We start from the raw sequence: 16,248 nt of genomic DNA on the forward strand, positions 1-16,248 counted from the left end.
ATAGCGCTAGCTACTATTCTCTCTTCCTTCCAGATATTCAGATTAACTATTCGTACTCACTTTTACAGTAGTTGTAGTTTTTGTTGAACTCACTTTATTAGATAGTCCGAAAAGAAATGTTAACAAAAACGCAGTAATCAATGCAGCAACTAATGAAATGGTAAATCCATAAAACTCCCAGCTAATACCGTCTGGATTAATAAACATTGGAATACCAAAAACGCCACCTGATGCAAATCCTCCATACATCTTCGCATTAAAGAATCCTGCAATCGCTCCGCCGACACCGCCACCAATACAAGCAAAAATAAATGGCTTCTTCAGTGGTAGGTTAACACCGTAAATGGCAGGCTCTGTAATTCCGAGGAATCCTGAAATAGTAGCTGTCGTTGATAACGATTTCATTTTTGTTTCTCTTGTTCTCAATGAAACAGCTAAAGCTGCTCCCGTTTGAGCAAACACCGTACAATATAGTAATGCATTAATAGGATCATATCCTAGTGTTGTAATATTATTAATGAAAATCGCAATAAACGCCCAATGTAAACCAAACATAACGGCAATTTGCCAAATACCTGCTAGCAGCAATCCTGCAACAAGCGGGCTTAATGAATAAACAGACATGGCGCCTTTAGCTAGTAATTCACTTGCATAAACAGAGATTGGGCCAATTACAATAAAGGATAACGGAACAATTATAACGGTAATGAATAATGGAACAAAAATCAATTGTAAAGATTTAGGAATAACTTTCAAAAGAACCTTCTCTAATTTAGCTGTTAAAAACGATGCTAGAATGATTGGGATAACGGATTGTGTATAATTCATAAGGATAACTGGAATCTGCAGAAAGCTTAACTGCTCCCCTGCATTATAAATTTCAATCATAGTAGGATATACAAGCGCCGCCCCGATTGTAGCCGTAATATAAGCATTTGTTTTAAATACTTTACCTGCTGAGAACCCTAAAAGAATTGGCATAAAGTAGAAGAATGCATCAGATGCTGCATATAAAATCTTATATACTCCCATTTCTTCATTTACCCAGCCAACTACTGTTAATGCTACTAGGAAGCCTTTTAGTATCCCGGCAGCAGCCATTGCCCCCATAACAGGCATAAAGATTCCAGAAATTAAGGATACAAACTTGCTGAATATCGTATTCTTTTCCGTTGATTCTTCTGTAGTTTCATCTGCTTGAGGTGCTTCTCCCCCAATCAATTTTATTACTTCAGCAAAGACACTGCTAACATGCTCTCCAATGACTACTTGGTATTGACCCCCACTTTTTATAACTGTCATAACTCCTTCTAGTTCTTTTAATACCTCCGTATTCGCAATCGATTGATCCTTCAGCTTAAACCTCAGGCGTGTTACACAGTGGATGACACTATTAATATTTTCTTTGCCGCCCACCTCTTGAACGATCTTCTTGGCAAGTTTTTCATAACTCATCCTATTTTCCCCCCCATTAAATATCTTACAACTAGAATAAGTGCACAATTATCATGGTCGCTTACCAACGCTATTGATTGCGGAAGAATCTCACCTCCTTATCCGAATTTAAAGCGCATACAATAATATGCTAACAAAGATTGCAAGAACTAAAATAAATCAGCCTATCGCTGAGTAAACGGCTCTCTTCCATTCTAAATAAAACTGCTCTCTTGCTTCTATATTCATTTTCGGTTCAAACATACGTTTCTCCGTATGTAACGCTGAAATCTCTTCAAGCGTCCAAAAGCTCGACCCAAGCCCACCTATATAAACAGAACCAAGTGCAGATAACTCAGAAATCGTCGATACCATAACCTTAATACCAAGAATATCAGCTAGAAACTGCATTAAAAATTGATTCGTTGTTGCCCCACCATCGACTCGTAACTCTTTTACTGTAATATTCGTTTCCTTTTCGATTAGCTGCAGAACATCTTTTACTTGATAAACGATGCTTTCTAAGCCAGCTCTTACAATATGAGCTTTTTTCGTGCTTCTGCTCATCCCAGTTATACTAGCTCTAATTTCTGGTTTCCAATATGGCGCGCCTAAGCCAACAAATGCAGGCACTAAATAAACCCCTTCATTATCATCAAGCATATATGCCAATTGTTCTGCCTCATCAAAGGTTGCAAATAATGTTAAATCATCCTTCATCCATCGGATAATATCGCCTGTAGTGTTAATAATTCCTTCTATAGCATAATGCACCTTACCATTACTGCCCCAAGCTACAGAAGTAACTAACCCTTCTTTCGCCTCCACACATTCCTTCGTGTAAACCATTACGGATGTTCCTGTACCAAAGGTTGCTTTAGCGCTTTTCTTATCAAAACATTGTTGGGCATATAAAGCTGCCTGCGAGTCACCGATTACCCCTGATATTGGCAGCTTATTTATGAATAGCTCGCTATCCTCTACGAATCCAAAGATTTCATCCGAATATTTAACTTCAGGCAGCATTGTTTTTGGGATAGTAAAAATCTTCAGCAGCTCTTCATCCCAGCTTAAAGTGTAAATATTGAACAAAAGGGTTCTGCTGGCATTTGTAACATCTGTTGCGTGAACCCTCCCATTTGTCAGCTTCCATATTAACCAGCTGTCCATTGTTCCGAGTAACAAGTCTCCCTTTTCCGCTCTTTCTCTCACTCCTGGAACATTATCCAAAATCCATTTTGCCTTTGCTGCGGAGAAGTACGGATCAATTTTAAGACCAGTACTTGCATGAACTACCTCCTCATATCCCTTTGCTTTCAAGGCAGTACAAATGGAAGTCGTTCTTCGACACTGCCAAACAATCGCATTATATACCGGCTCACCTGTTCGTTTATCCCAAATAACGATAGTCTCCCTTTGATTCGTAATTGTAAGGGTATTCATTTTTAGTGATATCGACGGGTTTTTCTCGCCAATTTTATTGATTACTTGCTTTATATTTTCATAAATCTCAACCGGGTCATGCTCTACCCAACCCGATTGAGGATAAATTTGCTTATGAACAGCTGTTTGCTTTTCAACAATCTGACCTTGATGATTAATAAGCAGTGCTTTTGTTCCAGAAGTACTTTGATCTATCGCAAGGATATAACGATTACGCATAGCAATCTCCCCCTAGCATCCAAGCATTTCTTTGGCAATACATGCAACATTCTCAGCACTTAATCCATAATGTTGAAAAACTTCCTTCGTATTCCCTGTGACTGCAGGTTCATCTGGAATTCCGAGAATTTTTACTGGCACTGGACAGGTTTGTGCTGTGACCTCTGAAACAGCTGAACCTAGACCACCAAAAATACTATGTTCTTCAATCGTAATAATACGGCCTGTTTCTTTAGCCGCTTCAATAATTGCTGCTTCATCTAATGGCTTTATTGTGTGCATGTTTATTACTCGACAGCTAATACCATCTGCTTTCAATGCATACGCAGTGTCAAGGGCAACACGTACAGTTTCCCCAGTAGCAATAATCGTTAAGTCATTGCCTTCATGCATGATGACTGCCTTCCCAATCTGGAAATCATAATCAGCATTTAAATACGAATCTTCGACTGGATTTCTGCCTATCCTCATATAAACTGGCGTTTCATAATCTACTAATGCCTCAATCATTTTCTTTGTTTCGTGACGATCAGCAGGCATCATTACATGTAAATCTGGAATCGCTCTAGTTACAGCTAAATCCTGCACAGAATGATGTGACATGCCAAGGGCTCCATAGCTGACACCACCACTAATTCCAATTAATTTTACATTCGTTTTGGAATAGGCAATGTCCACTTTAATTTGTTCAATGCTCCGCATGCTAAGAAAACAAGCTGGAGAAGCAACAAATGGTTTTTTTCCATAAGCAGCCAAGCCCGCCGAAATACCAACTAAATTTTGTTCGGCGATACCGACTTCTATTAGCTGATCAGGTAATGCATCCGCAAACGGCATCATTGATGCAGAACCTCTAGAATCACTTGTTAATACAAGAATATCTTTATTTTCCGAAGCTAACTCAAGCAATGTATCACTTACAACTGTCCTGTTCGCAATTTTATTGCCAGTATTTTTCTCAAACGCTACATTGTTCATGCTAATACCTCCAATTGCTTAGAAAGTTCCGTCATTGCTAGAATGTATTCCTCTTTAGTCGGAACATGGTGATGCCAGCTTGCTACATTTTCTGCCAGTGAAATGCCCTTGCCCTTAATCGTGTTGGCTAGTATCATTGTCGGCTTTCCAGTTGCTATTGGCGCTTCTTTAAATACGCTTACTAACTCAGCTACATCGTTGCCATCAACCTCAACGACTTCCCAGCCAAAGCTTTGCCACTTCTTATCAAGGGGTTCATTACTCATCACATCATCTGTACTTCCAGTGATTTGCAATCTGTTTCTATCAATAATTCCAACTAGATTATCAAGCTGATAATGTGAGGCAGACATTGCAGCTTCCCACACAGACCCTTCCGCTAGTTCTCCATCACCCATTAAAGTGAAAACCCGGTAAGGTTTTTTATCGAGCTTAGCAGCTAATGCCAAGCCAACAGAGATGGATAGACCATGGCCCAATGCCCCTGTATTCATTTCTACACCAGGAACCTTATTATTTGGATGACCTATTAATCTTGAATTAAATTTAGAAAATGTCTTTAATTCTTCTTTTGGGAAGAAGCCCATATCAGCTAGAACTGCCCAGTATGATTCAACAGCGTGACCTTTACTTTGAATATAACGGTCACGGTCTTCCCATGTCGGATTAGTTGGGTCAACCTTCATTACTCCATAAAAAAGCGCTGTCAAAATATCTGTATTAGATAGTGATGATCCTGTATGTCCTGTGCCTGCTTCGTACACCATATCTATTACAGACATTCTTATTTCCGTTGCTTTGCGTTTCAGTTCTACAATATTTAACATTGTTTTCCCTCCATTAAGTCATTCATTTATGTCACTGCCTCGTAACCATGCACGAATTTCCTCTACTGTTGGATCAACAGGGTCTGGAGTTAATCCTGGAATATACTGACACGCCTCATAAATGACTGGGATTACATTCGCGTGGATTCCCGTAGAATGATGGATATAAGGACCCTTTACTAATGTTTCTTCCCATAGTGGCCAATCATTCACCTCTACCCAAACATAAGAGCCTCTTGTATATGGGCCTTCCATTCCTTTGGCCTTACCTAAGAAAATAGAGTACTCTCCGTTATCGCCATCAAAGCGAGCTATCGTCATTTCTCCCCCTTTTATTTCCCCTTCATGTGTTCCAGGTGCATGATCTTCAAATAAAAAGTGCTTATTTAATTGGGGCTTCTCTTCCACACTTAACGAAACTGGGAAATTACCACAATGGTATAATAGCTCTCCATTCGGATGCTCTGGATGTCTAATCGTAATATCTGCGAAGAATGTTGGTAATGTATTAAATGTTGCTGCTTGAACCATGATGGATGTAATTGCCCCGTGGATATCTGTTTCACAAGTGACAGGTATTTGTTCATCTGTTAAAATAGCGTTCGCTAGACAAGGCATGATTCCGATAATATCCTGCAATGTAGACCAGCATTGGATAGCAATTGCCGAACTGCCTGTTTCTTCTGCAAACTGCTTCATCGCAACCTTTAATGACGCTATCCGACGAACATCCTCTTCTTTAACCGCACTCCAATCGAGTGTATCCTTGATGTATTTAATTGCTTTATCTAGTTCTTCACTGCCAGCCTTCTCAATTTTTAATGTTTTTTGTTTAATTTGATCCAGCGTAATTGGATATATTTGAATGCCAAACTTCTCAAGTAGTTCGCCTTCATTACAGATAACAGACCAGAAGTCAGACGGTCTTGTGGAGATTTGCAGGATTCTAAGCTTTTTAAAGTGCTTTACAACATTTGCTGCACCGATAAAATTTTTGAAGCCTCTTTCAAACACTCTTGAGTCGACGGAACTGTTTGTTATGTAAGTAAATGGCACTTTAAATCTGCGAAGCACCTTACCTGTAGCAAAAATTCCACACTGAGTATCTCTAAGTCGAGTTCCATCTACTAATGGAGCTTCATCTCGTGGTCCCCATATTAATACTGGTTTACCTACAGCTTTAGCGATTTTCGCGACAAGATCCTCTGTGCCGAAATTACAATGTGGAAAAAAGACAGCATCTACTTTTTCGGAAATAAAGCGATCAATAATCATTTGCTCTTCCGCACGATTATATAATAAGCCCTCTTCATTAATCCCTTCTAAATCAACAATCTCAATACCTAAATGAAAGCTTTTCATTTTTTCCTTGATTAACTCTTTATATTTGTAAGCATCCTCTTTACTAAACAAAAATCTGCGTGTCGGAGCAAAACCTAATTTAAACTTTTCCATGTTATTCCCCCAAATTAACATCGACTACTAAACTTACTAAACAACCATTAAACTTGAAACCGCAGCTAATCCACTGTTTTCTTGATTATATCTAAGTTATTTCTTGGTATTAGATTAACACCGTTACTAAAAAGAAGTCAACATGTTTATATAAATTTATTAAAATATTTATTATTTGTAAGCGCTAATTTTTAGTGTAATTTAGTTATAATTGTGTAAAAACCTTATTAAACTAGTAGAATACACACTATTTTATACTAGTTAACTAATTTGACACAACTAAACTTTTTATCTAAACTAAACGTAAAGAGTTGTAAAAATAGTTTAGTTTAGATAGATCGGAGGATACATATGAAGATAAATGACATTGCCCAAATTGCAGAGGTATCCAAATCAGCTGTCTCTTTAGCTTTAAATGGAAAGCCTGGTGTCAGCCAAGAAACTAGACAAAAAATTATCCGGATTGCAGAGGAAAATGGCTATAACCCTAAATCCTTTTCAAAAACAAAAACCAATTCTACCTCCAAAATATTCCGATTTATAGCTTGTACACATACTGGAATCATCACTGAGCAATACCAGTCTCAATCTTTCTTTATGGAATTAATAAATAATATTGATCAATCTCTTTCATCCAAAGGATACTCTTTAATTATTTCTTCCATAAACATAGATTCACTAGAACAGGAAATAATGAATTTAGAAAAACAACAAAGCTCATCTGGTATCTTGCTATTAGGAACAAACTTAACAGAAGGACAGATTAAGACGGTCGCTAACTTACAGTCGAATTTAGTTGTCTTGGATACTTGTTTCGAGACATTAGATATCAACTTCATCGTTATGAACAATGTGATTGGCGGCTACCAAGCAGGGAAACATCTAGTTGAATTAGGTCATAGCGAAATTGGGTATGCAGAATCTATTTCTAGAATGTACAACTTTGATTCACGAAGAAGAGGATTTCAAAAAGCCATGGAAGAAAACGGCTTACGTATAAAGCCTGAACATACTTTCCAAATGTCTCCGACGGACCTCTCCATTCAACATGACTTCACGCAATCTATTCTCGAACTAAAGGATAATCTACCTACCGCTATTTTTTGCGAGTGTGATTATATGGCAATCAGTGTGATTAAGGCACTCAACGAACTTGATTTACAAGTACCGGAAGATATATCTGTAATTGGATTCGATAATATTATGGAGTCTCAAATAGTAAGTCCGGAGCTGACAACGATCCATGTCAAAAAGGATAAAATTGCTTCTCTTGCAGTGGAGAAACTCATTAGAGAAATTGATTATCAAGAAGAAGATAAAATGAAGATATTTATAGATACAGAACTGGTGAAGAGGCGCTCTAGCTGCAAAAGGCAGCATCAGCATGAATAGAATTACGCAAACAAAAAAGCATCCATTCCATTTTGGAATAGATGCTTTTATATCTCTAAGTAGTAAAAAACCACCAAACATATGTATTTGGTGGAGACGGTGGGAGTCGAACCCACGTCCAGAAACATCGGCACTTAAGCTTCTACGAGTGTAGTCAACATATTCGCGATTCGCTCATTCTTCTGCCTGCTGACGGGCGTCCGATGAGCTAGTCTGGTTGTTCTCTTCCTTCTTCCTCAGACGGTGGAATCCGGCGTAGCCCACTTAAAGTGAGTCCCTTACCCTACCACATGGGCAATGGAGGGAGGAACCGCTAAGCGCTATTAAGCAGCTAAAGCGAAGTTGTTTTGTTGTTTGCCAGTTATAGGCTTTGACGTTTTAACGAGGCCGATCCCCTCGACTCGCAACCTAAGCTCGAACTATCCCTGTCGAATCCGTAACGTCCCCATAAGGATAAAATCTTGTAATTGTTACATCACAGGATTCACGCTCAAAAGCGTTAACGTTAGGAAGCTCAAAAATAGGAGCTTTAAGTTATGCTTGTCTTAACGACATAATTTATTATAACATAAACATCCTAAATTACAATTGTAAGTTTTTGGATTACATTTTTTGCCTATCTCTTAAGGCACGTTCGATGCTGCGGTTTGCTTCCTTGCGCTTTAATGTTTCACGCTTGTCATAGTTTTTCTTACCCTTTCCGAGTCCGATTAAAACCTTGGCAAAACCGTTTTTCATATAAAGCTTCAATGGAACTAGTGCATAACCGATTTCTTTTGTGTCACCAATCAGCTGGTTTATCTGCTTTTTGTGAAGCAGCAGCTTGCGTGTTCTTAGCGGTTCGTGATTATAACGGTTCCCCTGCTCGTACGGGCTTATATGCATGCCGTACAAGAATACTTCCCCGTTATGAACGCGCGCATATGATTCTTTCAGGTTGACCCTGCCTGCACGAATTGCTTTAATCTCCGTTCCTTGCAGCACGATGCCTGCTTCATATGTTTCCTCAATAAAGTAATCATGATTCGCTTTTTTGTTTTGTGCGACTACTTTCCCTTCACCTTTTGGCATTTGAATTCCCCTACCTTTATAAGCTAATTGTACCAAATTATCTTCGTTCGGACAATTTTGATGAGCTTTGTCAAAGGGAAGCAAAAAGTGCTTCCCTTTCTTAAGCCTTCAATCAGCGTCTTTTTTTCTTTCTTTTTGCCTTCGGGGCATTTTCAAAAAACTTTCGTTCTTTTTTCCCTTGGCGTTTTCCTTCACCGCTGCCGCTGCTATTGCCACTGCCTTTTCTGCTATCTTTGCCTGCACCAGATTTTCCTTTGCGCGCAGGGCGAGATGTGCTGCCAGTGGAGAAAACTTTACCTTCTTTTTTCGGATCTCTGCGACGTGTTCCCTTCATGCCAACAATTTCGAAATCAATTGCTCTTTCTTCTTTGTTAACATTAACAACACGTACCGTGATTTCATCACCAATTCGGAACACCTTGCCTGTTCTTTCACCGATCATCGCAAAATGGCGTTCATCATAGCGGTAATAGTCATCCGTCATATAGCTGACATGGACAAGACCCTCAACTGTATTGTTCAGCTCGACAAACATTCCAAAGTTAGTGACAGAGCTGATAATTCCATCATATTCCTCGCCGATTTTATCCAGCATGTATTCTGCCTTTTTCAACTCATCTGTTTCACGTTCAGCTTCAACAGAGCGTCTTTCCATGTTAGAGGAATGCTCGGCAATGTTTGTTAGCTTGCTGTTCCACTTTTCCTGAGTAGGTGCGCTAATGTCACCCTCCACAAGATATGTGCGAATAAGTCTGTGCACAATTAAATCCGGATAACGTCTAATTGGCGATGTGAAATGCGTATAGAAATCGGTTGATAATCCAAAATGGCCAAGGCTTTCTGGATAATATTTCGCCTGCTGCATTGATCGAAGCATGACAGTTGATATGACCATTTCCTCTGGTGTTCCTTGCACCTCTTCAATGATTTCCTGAAGAGCTCTTGGATGAACTTCATTTGCAGTTCCTTTAACGATATAACCGAAGTTTGTAATAAACTCAAAGAATCTGCGCAGCTTTTCTTCCTTCGGATCTTCGTGAATACGATAGATGAATGGTACTTGCAGCCAGTGGAAATGCTCAGCAACCGTTTCATTAGCTACAAGCATAAATTCTTCAATTAAGCGTTCAGCCACAGAGCGTTCGCGCAGAACGATATCCTTCGGCTTTCCGTTTTCTTCGACAATCACCTTAGATTCTTTGAAATCAAAATCGATTGCTCCTCTGCCCATTCGTTTATTACGAAGGATTTGTGCAAGCTCCTCCATTCTCTCAAACATAGGAACAAGTTCTGCATATCTTTCCCGCAGCTCCTCATCCTTGTCATTCAAGATAGAGTTAACATCAGCATATGTCATTCTTTCCGTTGTTTTAATAACACTTTGGAAGATTTCATGGCTGACTACTTCACCACTGGAGCTGATTTCCATTTCACAGGACAGCGTTAATCGATTTACTTTCGGGTTTAAGGAACAAATACCGTTTGATAGTCGATGCGGAATCATTGGAATAACTCGGTCAACTAAATAAACGCTTGTACCCCTGTCTTGTGCTTCCACATCAATTGGCGATTCTTCCTTCACATAATAAGAAACGTCGGCAATATGGACACCAAGCTTATAATTGCCGTTTTCAAGCCTTGTAACAGTAACAGCATCATCCAAGTCCTTCGCATCAGCTCCGTCGATTGTGACAATCTGCTGGTCTCTTAAATCACGTCTGTTTTTGATTTCACTTTCATCAATTTCATCTGGAACACCATCAGCCTGTTCCATGACTTCATCAGGAAAAGCAAGCGGCAGTCCATGCTTATGAATAACCGATAATATATCTACACCTGGGTCATTTTTATGTCCCAGAATCTTTGTGATTTCACCTTCTGCATTTTTTCTGCCTTCTGGATATGCAGTAAGGTTTACAACCACCTTATGTCCCTCTACAGCACCTTTAGTGCTCCCTTTTGGAATGAACACATCTGTGGCGATTTTTTTATCATCGGGAATAACAAATCCAAAATGCTTGCTTTCGGAATATGTACCGACAATTTGCTGTACCCCTCTTTCTAGGATACGGACAATCGTACCTTCCCGTCTTTGCCCAGAGCTTTCTGAGGTAACACGTGCAAGCACGATATCACCATTCATTGCTGTTTTCACTTCATTTGGCGGGATGAAAATATCATCTAAGCCAGGCTCCTCTGGGATTACAAAGGCAAATCCCTTTGCATGACCAGATATTTTCCCTTTTATTAAATTCATTTTTTCAGGAAGGCCGTAACGATTGCTTCTCGTTCTAACGACCAAGCCCTTTTCTTCCATCTGCACTAATGCTTTGACGAAGTCTTTGAAGTTAGAGGAATCCTCTATCCCAAATGCTTCTTCTAATTCTTGGACTGTCAGCGGCTTATATGCCTCGTCCTTCATATAATGCAGCAACTTTTCTATATGTTCGTGAATTATATCCAAACAAACAACCTCCTTTAATTAACGGCTCCAGTCTAAACGATCGATAAACTGGTAAAAGTCCTCGAAAACCTGGTCCTTTTCTTTATCATGTGTAATGACATGGCCAGAGTTTTCAAACCATTTTATATCCTTCATGTCACTTTCTACTTCATTATAAATTATATTAGCACTATCTGTATTAATCATATGGTCATGTCTTGCTTGTATTACAAATACAGGAGAATAGATTAAGTCTACTGATTGGCGGACACTTGCAATTAATGCTTGCAGCTCCTTCAAGGTGTTCATTGGAGCGAACTCTGCCAGTTCCTTTTCAATTTGCTCTTCTGATTTTCCTTCACGTGCTTTATAATTGCGGGCATATTCTAAAACACCATCATACATAACGTCTTCGCTTTTAATATACATTGGCGCACACATCGTTACGATACCCTTTACTGGTACAGTGTAACCTAATTTAAGGGAAAATACCCCGCCGAGAGAAAGTCCGCCGACAGCTATTTCCTCATAGCCTTTGTCCTTCAGAAAATGATAGCCTGCCAGAACATCCTCCCACCACTCTTTAGGGCCATATTGAACAAGGTCCTCTGGAGGCACCCCATGGCCTCTGTACAACGGAATATAGCAGCTGTATCCTTTTGTATTCAAGTAGCGTCCAAGCAGTCTGACATCTGAAGTATTGCCTGTAAAGCCATGCAGTAGTAAGACAGCACGTTTATTGTCTCCTTCAAAAAACAACGGCTTTTGTTCCACTAATTTCATTTAAAACACTCCTTGCTTTATCTTTTCCCATTTTTTCAAAATCAATTATGTATTGCTTTATTTCTTCAAATCTTACCCTATTTTAGGCAGAAAAAAGACTAAGAATCCAGTAAAAAGAATTAAAGCATCTATTACAGAAAAAAAACCTGACCGCTTCCGGCCAGGTTTTCATCTATACCGTACAGCTATTAAATATCGAAATAGCTGACTGCAATCGTCAAGGCAAAAAACAGGATAGCCAACACGATTGTTGTATTATGAAGTATTAAATCTAAACCACGCGCTTTTTGTTTACCGAAAAGCTGTTCTGCCCCACCAGAAATGGCCCCGGAAAGACCTGCACTTTTCCCTGATTGCAAAAGCACAACTACAATAAGAGCAAGGGCAACAATAATCAATAATGTTAACAAAATTGTGTGTAGCATACAAACACCTCCATTAAAACGAACATACATTACTCTTAATGTACCATATTTTATGTTGTCCCACAATAGCATTACAATTGTTTTACATAACTTATCCAAATAAAAAACACCTGACAAATGAATGTCAGGTGTTAATGTTCAAACCTTATTTTTTAAGGTTGTAGAAAGATTGAAGACCATCGTATACAGCTAGGTCGCCAAGCTCGTCTTCGATGCGAAGAAGTTGGTTGTACTTAGCAATACGGTCTGTACGAGAAAGTGAACCAGTTTTGATTTGGCCAGCGTTTGTAGCAACAGCGATGTCAGCGATTGTTGCATCTTCTGTTTCACCAGAACGGTGAGATACTACTGCAGTGTAACCTGCACGTTTAGCCATTTCGATAGCTTCGAAAGTTTCAGTCAAAGTACCGATTTGGTTAACTTTGATAAGGATTGAGTTAGCAATTCCTTTTTCGATACCTTCAGCCAATTTTTTAGTATTTGTAACGAATAGATCGTCACCAACTAATTGTACTTTAGAACCGATGCGGTCAGTTAACATTTTGTGACCTTCCCAGTCGTTTTCGTCAAGACCATCTTCAATAGAGATGATTGGGAATTCGTTAACTAGCTCTTCGTAGAAAGTTACTAGCTCTTCAGAAGTCAAGCCAGTACGGCCTTCTCCAGCAAGATCGTATTTACCAGTTTCTTTGTTGTAGAACTCAGAAGAAGCAACGTCCATTCCAAGCAAGATGTCTTTACCAGGCTCATAGCCAGCTTTTTTGATTGCTTCGATGATAACTTCAAGAGCTTCACGGTTTGAACCAAGGTTTGGAGCGAATCCACCTTCGTCACCTACAGCAGTGTTTAAACCTTTTGCAGAAAGAACTGATTTAAGTGCATGGAACACTTCAGCACCATAACGCAATGCTTCTTTGAATGTTGGAGCTCCTACTGGCAAGATCATGAACTCTTGGAAGTCCACGTTGTTATCAGCATGAGAACCACCGTTGATGATGTTCATCATTGGAGTTGGCAATTGCTTAGCGTTGAATCCGCCAAGGTAACGGTACAATGGAAGACCAACAACTTCAGAAGCAGCATGAGCTGCAGCCATAGATACACCAAGGATAGCGTTAGCGCCCAATTTACCTTTGTTTTCAGTTCCGTCAAGCTCGATCATAGTTCTGTCGATTCCAGCTTGGTCCGTAACGTCCATACCGATGATTGCTTCAGCGATAACTTCGTTTACGTTTTCTACTGCTTTAAGAACACCTTTACCAAGGTAGCGTGATTTGTCGCCGTCACGCAATTCAACTGCTTCGTATTCACCAGTTGATGCACCAGATGGAACAAGTGCACGACCGAAGAAACCTGATTCTGTTAAAACTTCTACTTCTACTGTTGGGTTACCGCGTGAGTCTAATACTTCGCGAGCATATACATGTTGAATGTATGGCATAATAAATTCTCTCCTTTAATAGATCAATTATTTTTTAATGATAGATGTACCAGTCATTTCTGCTGGTTGTTCAAGTCCTAATAGTTCTAGCATTGTCGGAGCCAAATCTCCAAGCTTTCCTTCTTGAAGCTCGACACCAGGTACTGTCACAATGACAGGTACAGGGTTTGTTGTATGTGCAGTCATTGGTTTCCCATCAAGTGTTACCACTTCATCTGAGTTACCATGGTCTGCTGTGATGATAGCTTTTCCGCCTTTTTCTTCGATCAATGTGATGATTTTGCCTAAGCATTCATCAACAGTCTCGATAGCCTTGATTGTTGGTTCAAGCATTCCGGAGTGCCCAACCATATCAGGGTTTGCGAAGTTTAAGATGATAGCATCAAAATTATCTGCTTCAATCTCTTTAAGAAGTGCATCTGTCACTTCATATGCGCTCATTTCTGGCTGCAGGTCGTATGTTGCAACTTTAGGCGAGTTGATCAAAATACGCTTTTCACCAGGGAATTCTGCTTCACGTCCACCGCTCATGAAGAACGTTACGTGCGGATATTTTTCCGTTTCCGCAATGCGGAGCTGAGTCATTCCGTTTTGAGAAATAACTTCACCTAATGTGTTATCCAAGTTTGTCGGTTTGAATGCGACATACCCTTTTACTGTTTCACTGAAATGAGTTAAGCATACGAAATATAAATCTTTCGGATGATTTTCTCCACGATCGAATGAACGGAAGTCTTCATTAGTGAATACATTAGAGATTTGGATTGCACGGTCAGGACGGAAGTTATAGAAAATTACTGCATCTTCGTCTTGAATGGTTGCAACCGGCTTACCGTCTTCTTTTGTAATAACAGACGGAAGTACGAATTCATCAAAGATACCGTTTCTGTAGTTATCTTCCACAACATCTAATGGGTTGGAGTAGCTAGGTCCTTCACCATAAGCCATTGCACGGTATGATTTTTCCACACGATCCCAGCGCTTATCTCTATCCATAGAATAGTAGCGGCCTGAGATTGTTGCAAATTCACCAACACCGTATTCTTCCATTTTTTCTTGTGTTGCTTTAATGTATTTTTCAGCAGTCTTTTGACCGACGTCTCGGCCGTCAAGAATACCGTGGATATAAACTTTTTCCACACCCTCGTCTTTTGCAAGGCGAAGAAGTGCAAACATATGCTCAATATGGCTGTGAACGCCGCCATCTGACAGAAGACCGAACAGATGAAGATTCTTGCCATTTTCCTTCACATGCTTGATAGCATTCACGAAAGTTTCGTTCTTAGCGAACTGTCCTTCTCTGATTGCCACATTTACTCTTGTTAAGCTTTGGTACACAATTCGTCCTGCTCCGATGTTCAAATGACCAACTTCAGAGTTACCCATTTGTCCTTCTGGAAGACCAACTGCTTCCCCGCTTGCAACAAGTGTAGTGTGAGGGTATTTGTTCCAGTATTTATCAAAGTTTGGCTTTTTTGCTTGAGCAACAGCATTTCCCATACGTTCGTCTCTCAATGCAAAGCCATCTAAAATGATCAATGCTACAGGAGATTTACTCATGCCTTACCTTCCTCCAATAATTGCAGGAAGCTTTGTGCTTCTAAGCTAGCTCCACCTACAAGAGCACCATCGATATCAGGCTGAGCCATATATTCTTTGATGTTCTCTGGTTTTACACTGCCGCCGTACTGAATGCGGATGCTTTCTGCCACTTCTGGAGAAAACTGTTCGCTTACAGTTTTGCGGATATGTGCGCAAACTTCGTTTGCATCTGCAGATGTAGAAGATTTGCCTGTTCCGATTGCCCAGATTGGCTCATAAGCTACAACTGTTGCTTTTACTTGCTCATCAGTAAGACCAGCTAAAGCTTTTGAAACTTGAGAAGCAACGAATTCGTTTGTTTCGCCGTTTTCTCTTTGCTCAAGCGTTTCACCACAGCAAACGATCGGAGTTAAGTTGTTTTCAAATGCTGCAATCGTTTTTTTGTTAACACCTTCGTCTGTTTCATTGAAGAACTCACGGCGTTCTGAATGTCCAAGGACAACATATTTAGCACCGATGTTTTCTAATGCTACAGGGCTGATTTCGCCAGTGAAAGCACCATTTTTTTCGAAGTGCATGTTTTGTGCACCGATTTTCACTTCTGTGCCGTCAGTCAATTCCACTAATTGACCGATGAAAAGAGCAGGAGCTACAACTACAGCATCAACCTGTTCACTAGAAGGAATTGATTCTTTAATTTCTTGGATAAAGTCCACTGCTTCTGGAAGTGTTTTGTTCATTTTCCAGTTTCCAGCGATAATAGGTTTGCGCATGTTTAACATCCTTTCATGCTTC

13 protein-coding genes and 1 other RNA gene are annotated in these 16,248 nt (G+C 39.8%); 1 reads left to right on the plus strand and 13 read right to left on the minus strand.

Annotated elements, in window-relative coordinates; all coding sequences use genetic code 11:
- Positions 1-42: 42 nt before the first annotated feature.
- The 5 genes from EM808_RS10300 to EM808_RS10320 form a co-directional block, all read right to left on the minus strand.
- Positions 43-1,455 carry a PTS transporter subunit EIIC gene (locus EM808_RS10300; RefSeq protein WP_127738126.1) on the minus strand — a complete coding sequence of 471 codons (1,413 nt, stop codon included), beginning with the start codon at positions 1,453-1,455 and terminating at the stop codon, positions 43-45.
- 159 nt (positions 1,456-1,614) lie between these two features.
- Positions 1,615-3,096 carry a glycerol kinase GlpK gene (gene glpK / locus EM808_RS10305; RefSeq protein WP_127738127.1) on the minus strand — a complete coding sequence of 494 codons (1,482 nt, stop codon included), beginning with the start codon at positions 3,094-3,096 and terminating at the stop codon, positions 1,615-1,617.
- A gap of 12 nt (positions 3,097-3,108) precedes the next feature.
- Positions 3,109-4,074: a transketolase family protein gene (locus tag EM808_RS10310; protein ID WP_127738128.1), complete on the minus strand. Its 966-nt coding sequence runs from the start codon at positions 4,072-4,074 to the stop codon at positions 3,109-3,111.
- The gene (locus tag EM808_RS10315; protein ID WP_127738129.1) at positions 4,071-4,901 is read right to left on the minus strand and encodes a transketolase; all 831 of its coding nucleotides are present in this window, start codon (positions 4,899-4,901) and stop codon (positions 4,071-4,073) included. Before EM808_RS10315 ends, EM808_RS10310 begins: the two co-directional genes overlap by 4 nt.
- Positions 4,902-4,919: 18 nt before the next feature.
- A complete protein-coding gene (locus EM808_RS10320; protein WP_127738130.1) occupies positions 4,920-6,356 on the minus strand; it encodes an L-fucose/L-arabinose isomerase family protein in 1,437 nt (478 codons plus the stop codon).
- Between the two features lie 351 nt (positions 6,357-6,707).
- On the opposite strand from EM808_RS10320, the gene EM808_RS10325 reads away from it, so the two are divergent.
- Positions 6,708-7,748: a LacI family DNA-binding transcriptional regulator gene (locus EM808_RS10325; protein ID WP_127738131.1), complete on the plus strand. Its 1,041-nt coding sequence runs from the start codon at positions 6,708-6,710 to the stop codon at positions 7,746-7,748.
- Positions 7,749-7,836: 88 nt separating this feature from the next.
- Here the strand turns inward: EM808_RS10325 and ssrA are convergent.
- The 8 genes from ssrA to tpiA form a co-directional block, all read right to left on the minus strand.
- Positions 7,837-8,195: a transfer-messenger RNA gene (ssrA, locus tag EM808_RS10330) on the minus strand.
- A 156-nt stretch (positions 8,196-8,351) separates the two neighbouring features.
- Positions 8,352-8,819: an SsrA-binding protein SmpB gene (gene smpB / locus EM808_RS10335; RefSeq protein ID WP_127738132.1), complete on the minus strand. Its 468-nt coding sequence runs from the start codon at positions 8,817-8,819 to the stop codon at positions 8,352-8,354.
- A gap of 112 nt (positions 8,820-8,931) precedes the next feature.
- Complete coding sequence (rnr, locus tag EM808_RS10340; protein WP_235856598.1) at positions 8,932-11,241, minus strand: ribonuclease R; 2,310 nt, start codon at positions 11,239-11,241, stop codon at positions 8,932-8,934.
- Between the two features lie 60 nt (positions 11,242-11,301).
- Positions 11,302-12,045 carry an alpha/beta hydrolase gene (locus EM808_RS10345; RefSeq protein ID WP_127738134.1) on the minus strand — a complete coding sequence of 248 codons (744 nt, stop codon included), beginning with the start codon at positions 12,043-12,045 and terminating at the stop codon, positions 11,302-11,304.
- 188 nt (positions 12,046-12,233) lie between these two features.
- Positions 12,234-12,470: a preprotein translocase subunit SecG gene (gene secG / locus EM808_RS10350; RefSeq protein ID WP_127738135.1), complete on the minus strand. Its 237-nt coding sequence runs from the start codon at positions 12,468-12,470 to the stop codon at positions 12,234-12,236.
- 145 nt (positions 12,471-12,615) lie between these two features.
- The gene (gene eno / locus EM808_RS10355) at positions 12,616-13,911 is read right to left on the minus strand and encodes a phosphopyruvate hydratase (RefSeq protein ID WP_127738136.1); all 1,296 of its coding nucleotides are present in this window, start codon (positions 13,909-13,911) and stop codon (positions 12,616-12,618) included.
- A gap of 27 nt (positions 13,912-13,938) precedes the next feature.
- The gene (gene gpmI, locus EM808_RS10360) at positions 13,939-15,471 is read right to left on the minus strand and encodes a 2,3-bisphosphoglycerate-independent phosphoglycerate mutase (RefSeq protein WP_127738137.1); all 1,533 of its coding nucleotides are present in this window, start codon (positions 15,469-15,471) and stop codon (positions 13,939-13,941) included.
- A complete protein-coding gene (gene tpiA, locus EM808_RS10365; RefSeq protein WP_127738138.1) occupies positions 15,468-16,226 on the minus strand; it encodes a triose-phosphate isomerase in 759 nt (252 codons plus the stop codon). Before tpiA ends, gpmI begins: the two co-directional genes overlap by 4 nt.
- Positions 16,227-16,248: the final 22 nt, after the last annotated feature.

Source organism: Niallia taxi (assembly GCF_004005475.1).
In the GTDB taxonomy this organism is placed as follows: domain Bacteria; phylum Bacillota; class Bacilli; order Bacillales; family Cytobacillaceae; genus Niallia; species Niallia taxi.

Bases quoted from the DNA above. Each gene is read 5' to 3' on its own strand.
- EM808_RS10310 (WP_127738128.1), bottom strand. From the start codon at position 4,074: ATGAACAATGTAGCGTTTGAGAAAAATACTGGCAATAAAATTGCGAAC.
- tpiA (WP_127738138.1), bottom strand. From the start codon at position 16,226: ATGCGCAAACCTATTATCGCTGGAAACTGGAAAATGAACAAAACACTT.
- eno (WP_127738136.1), bottom strand. From the start codon at position 13,911: ATGCCATACATTCAACATGTATATGCTCGCGAAGTATTAGACTCACGC.
- glpK (WP_127738127.1), bottom strand. From the start codon at position 3,096: ATGCGTAATCGTTATATCCTTGCGATAGATCAAAGTACTTCTGGAACA.
- EM808_RS10315 (WP_127738129.1), bottom strand. From the start codon at position 4,901: ATGTTAAATATTGTAGAACTGAAACGCAAAGCAACGGAAATAAGAATG.
- rnr (WP_235856598.1), bottom strand. From the start codon at position 11,241: ATGAAGGACGAGGCATATAAGCCGCTGACAGTCCAAGAATTAGAAGAA.
- EM808_RS10325 (WP_127738131.1), top strand. From the start codon at position 6,708: ATGAAGATAAATGACATTGCCCAAATTGCAGAGGTATCCAAATCAGCT.
- EM808_RS10345 (WP_127738134.1), bottom strand. From the start codon at position 12,045: ATGAAATTAGTGGAACAAAAGCCGTTGTTTTTTGAAGGAGACAATAAA.
- smpB (WP_127738132.1), bottom strand. From the start codon at position 8,819: ATGCCAAAAGGTGAAGGGAAAGTAGTCGCACAAAACAAAAAAGCGAAT.
- gpmI (WP_127738137.1), bottom strand. From the start codon at position 15,471: ATGAGTAAATCTCCTGTAGCATTGATCATTTTAGATGGCTTTGCATTG.
- secG (WP_127738135.1), bottom strand. From the start codon at position 12,470: ATGCTACACACAATTTTGTTAACATTATTGATTATTGTTGCCCTTGCT.
- EM808_RS10320 (WP_127738130.1), bottom strand. From the start codon at position 6,356: ATGGAAAAGTTTAAATTAGGTTTTGCTCCGACACGCAGATTTTTGTTT.
- EM808_RS10300 (WP_127738126.1), bottom strand. From the start codon at position 1,455: ATGAGTTATGAAAAACTTGCCAAGAAGATCGTTCAAGAGGTGGGCGGC.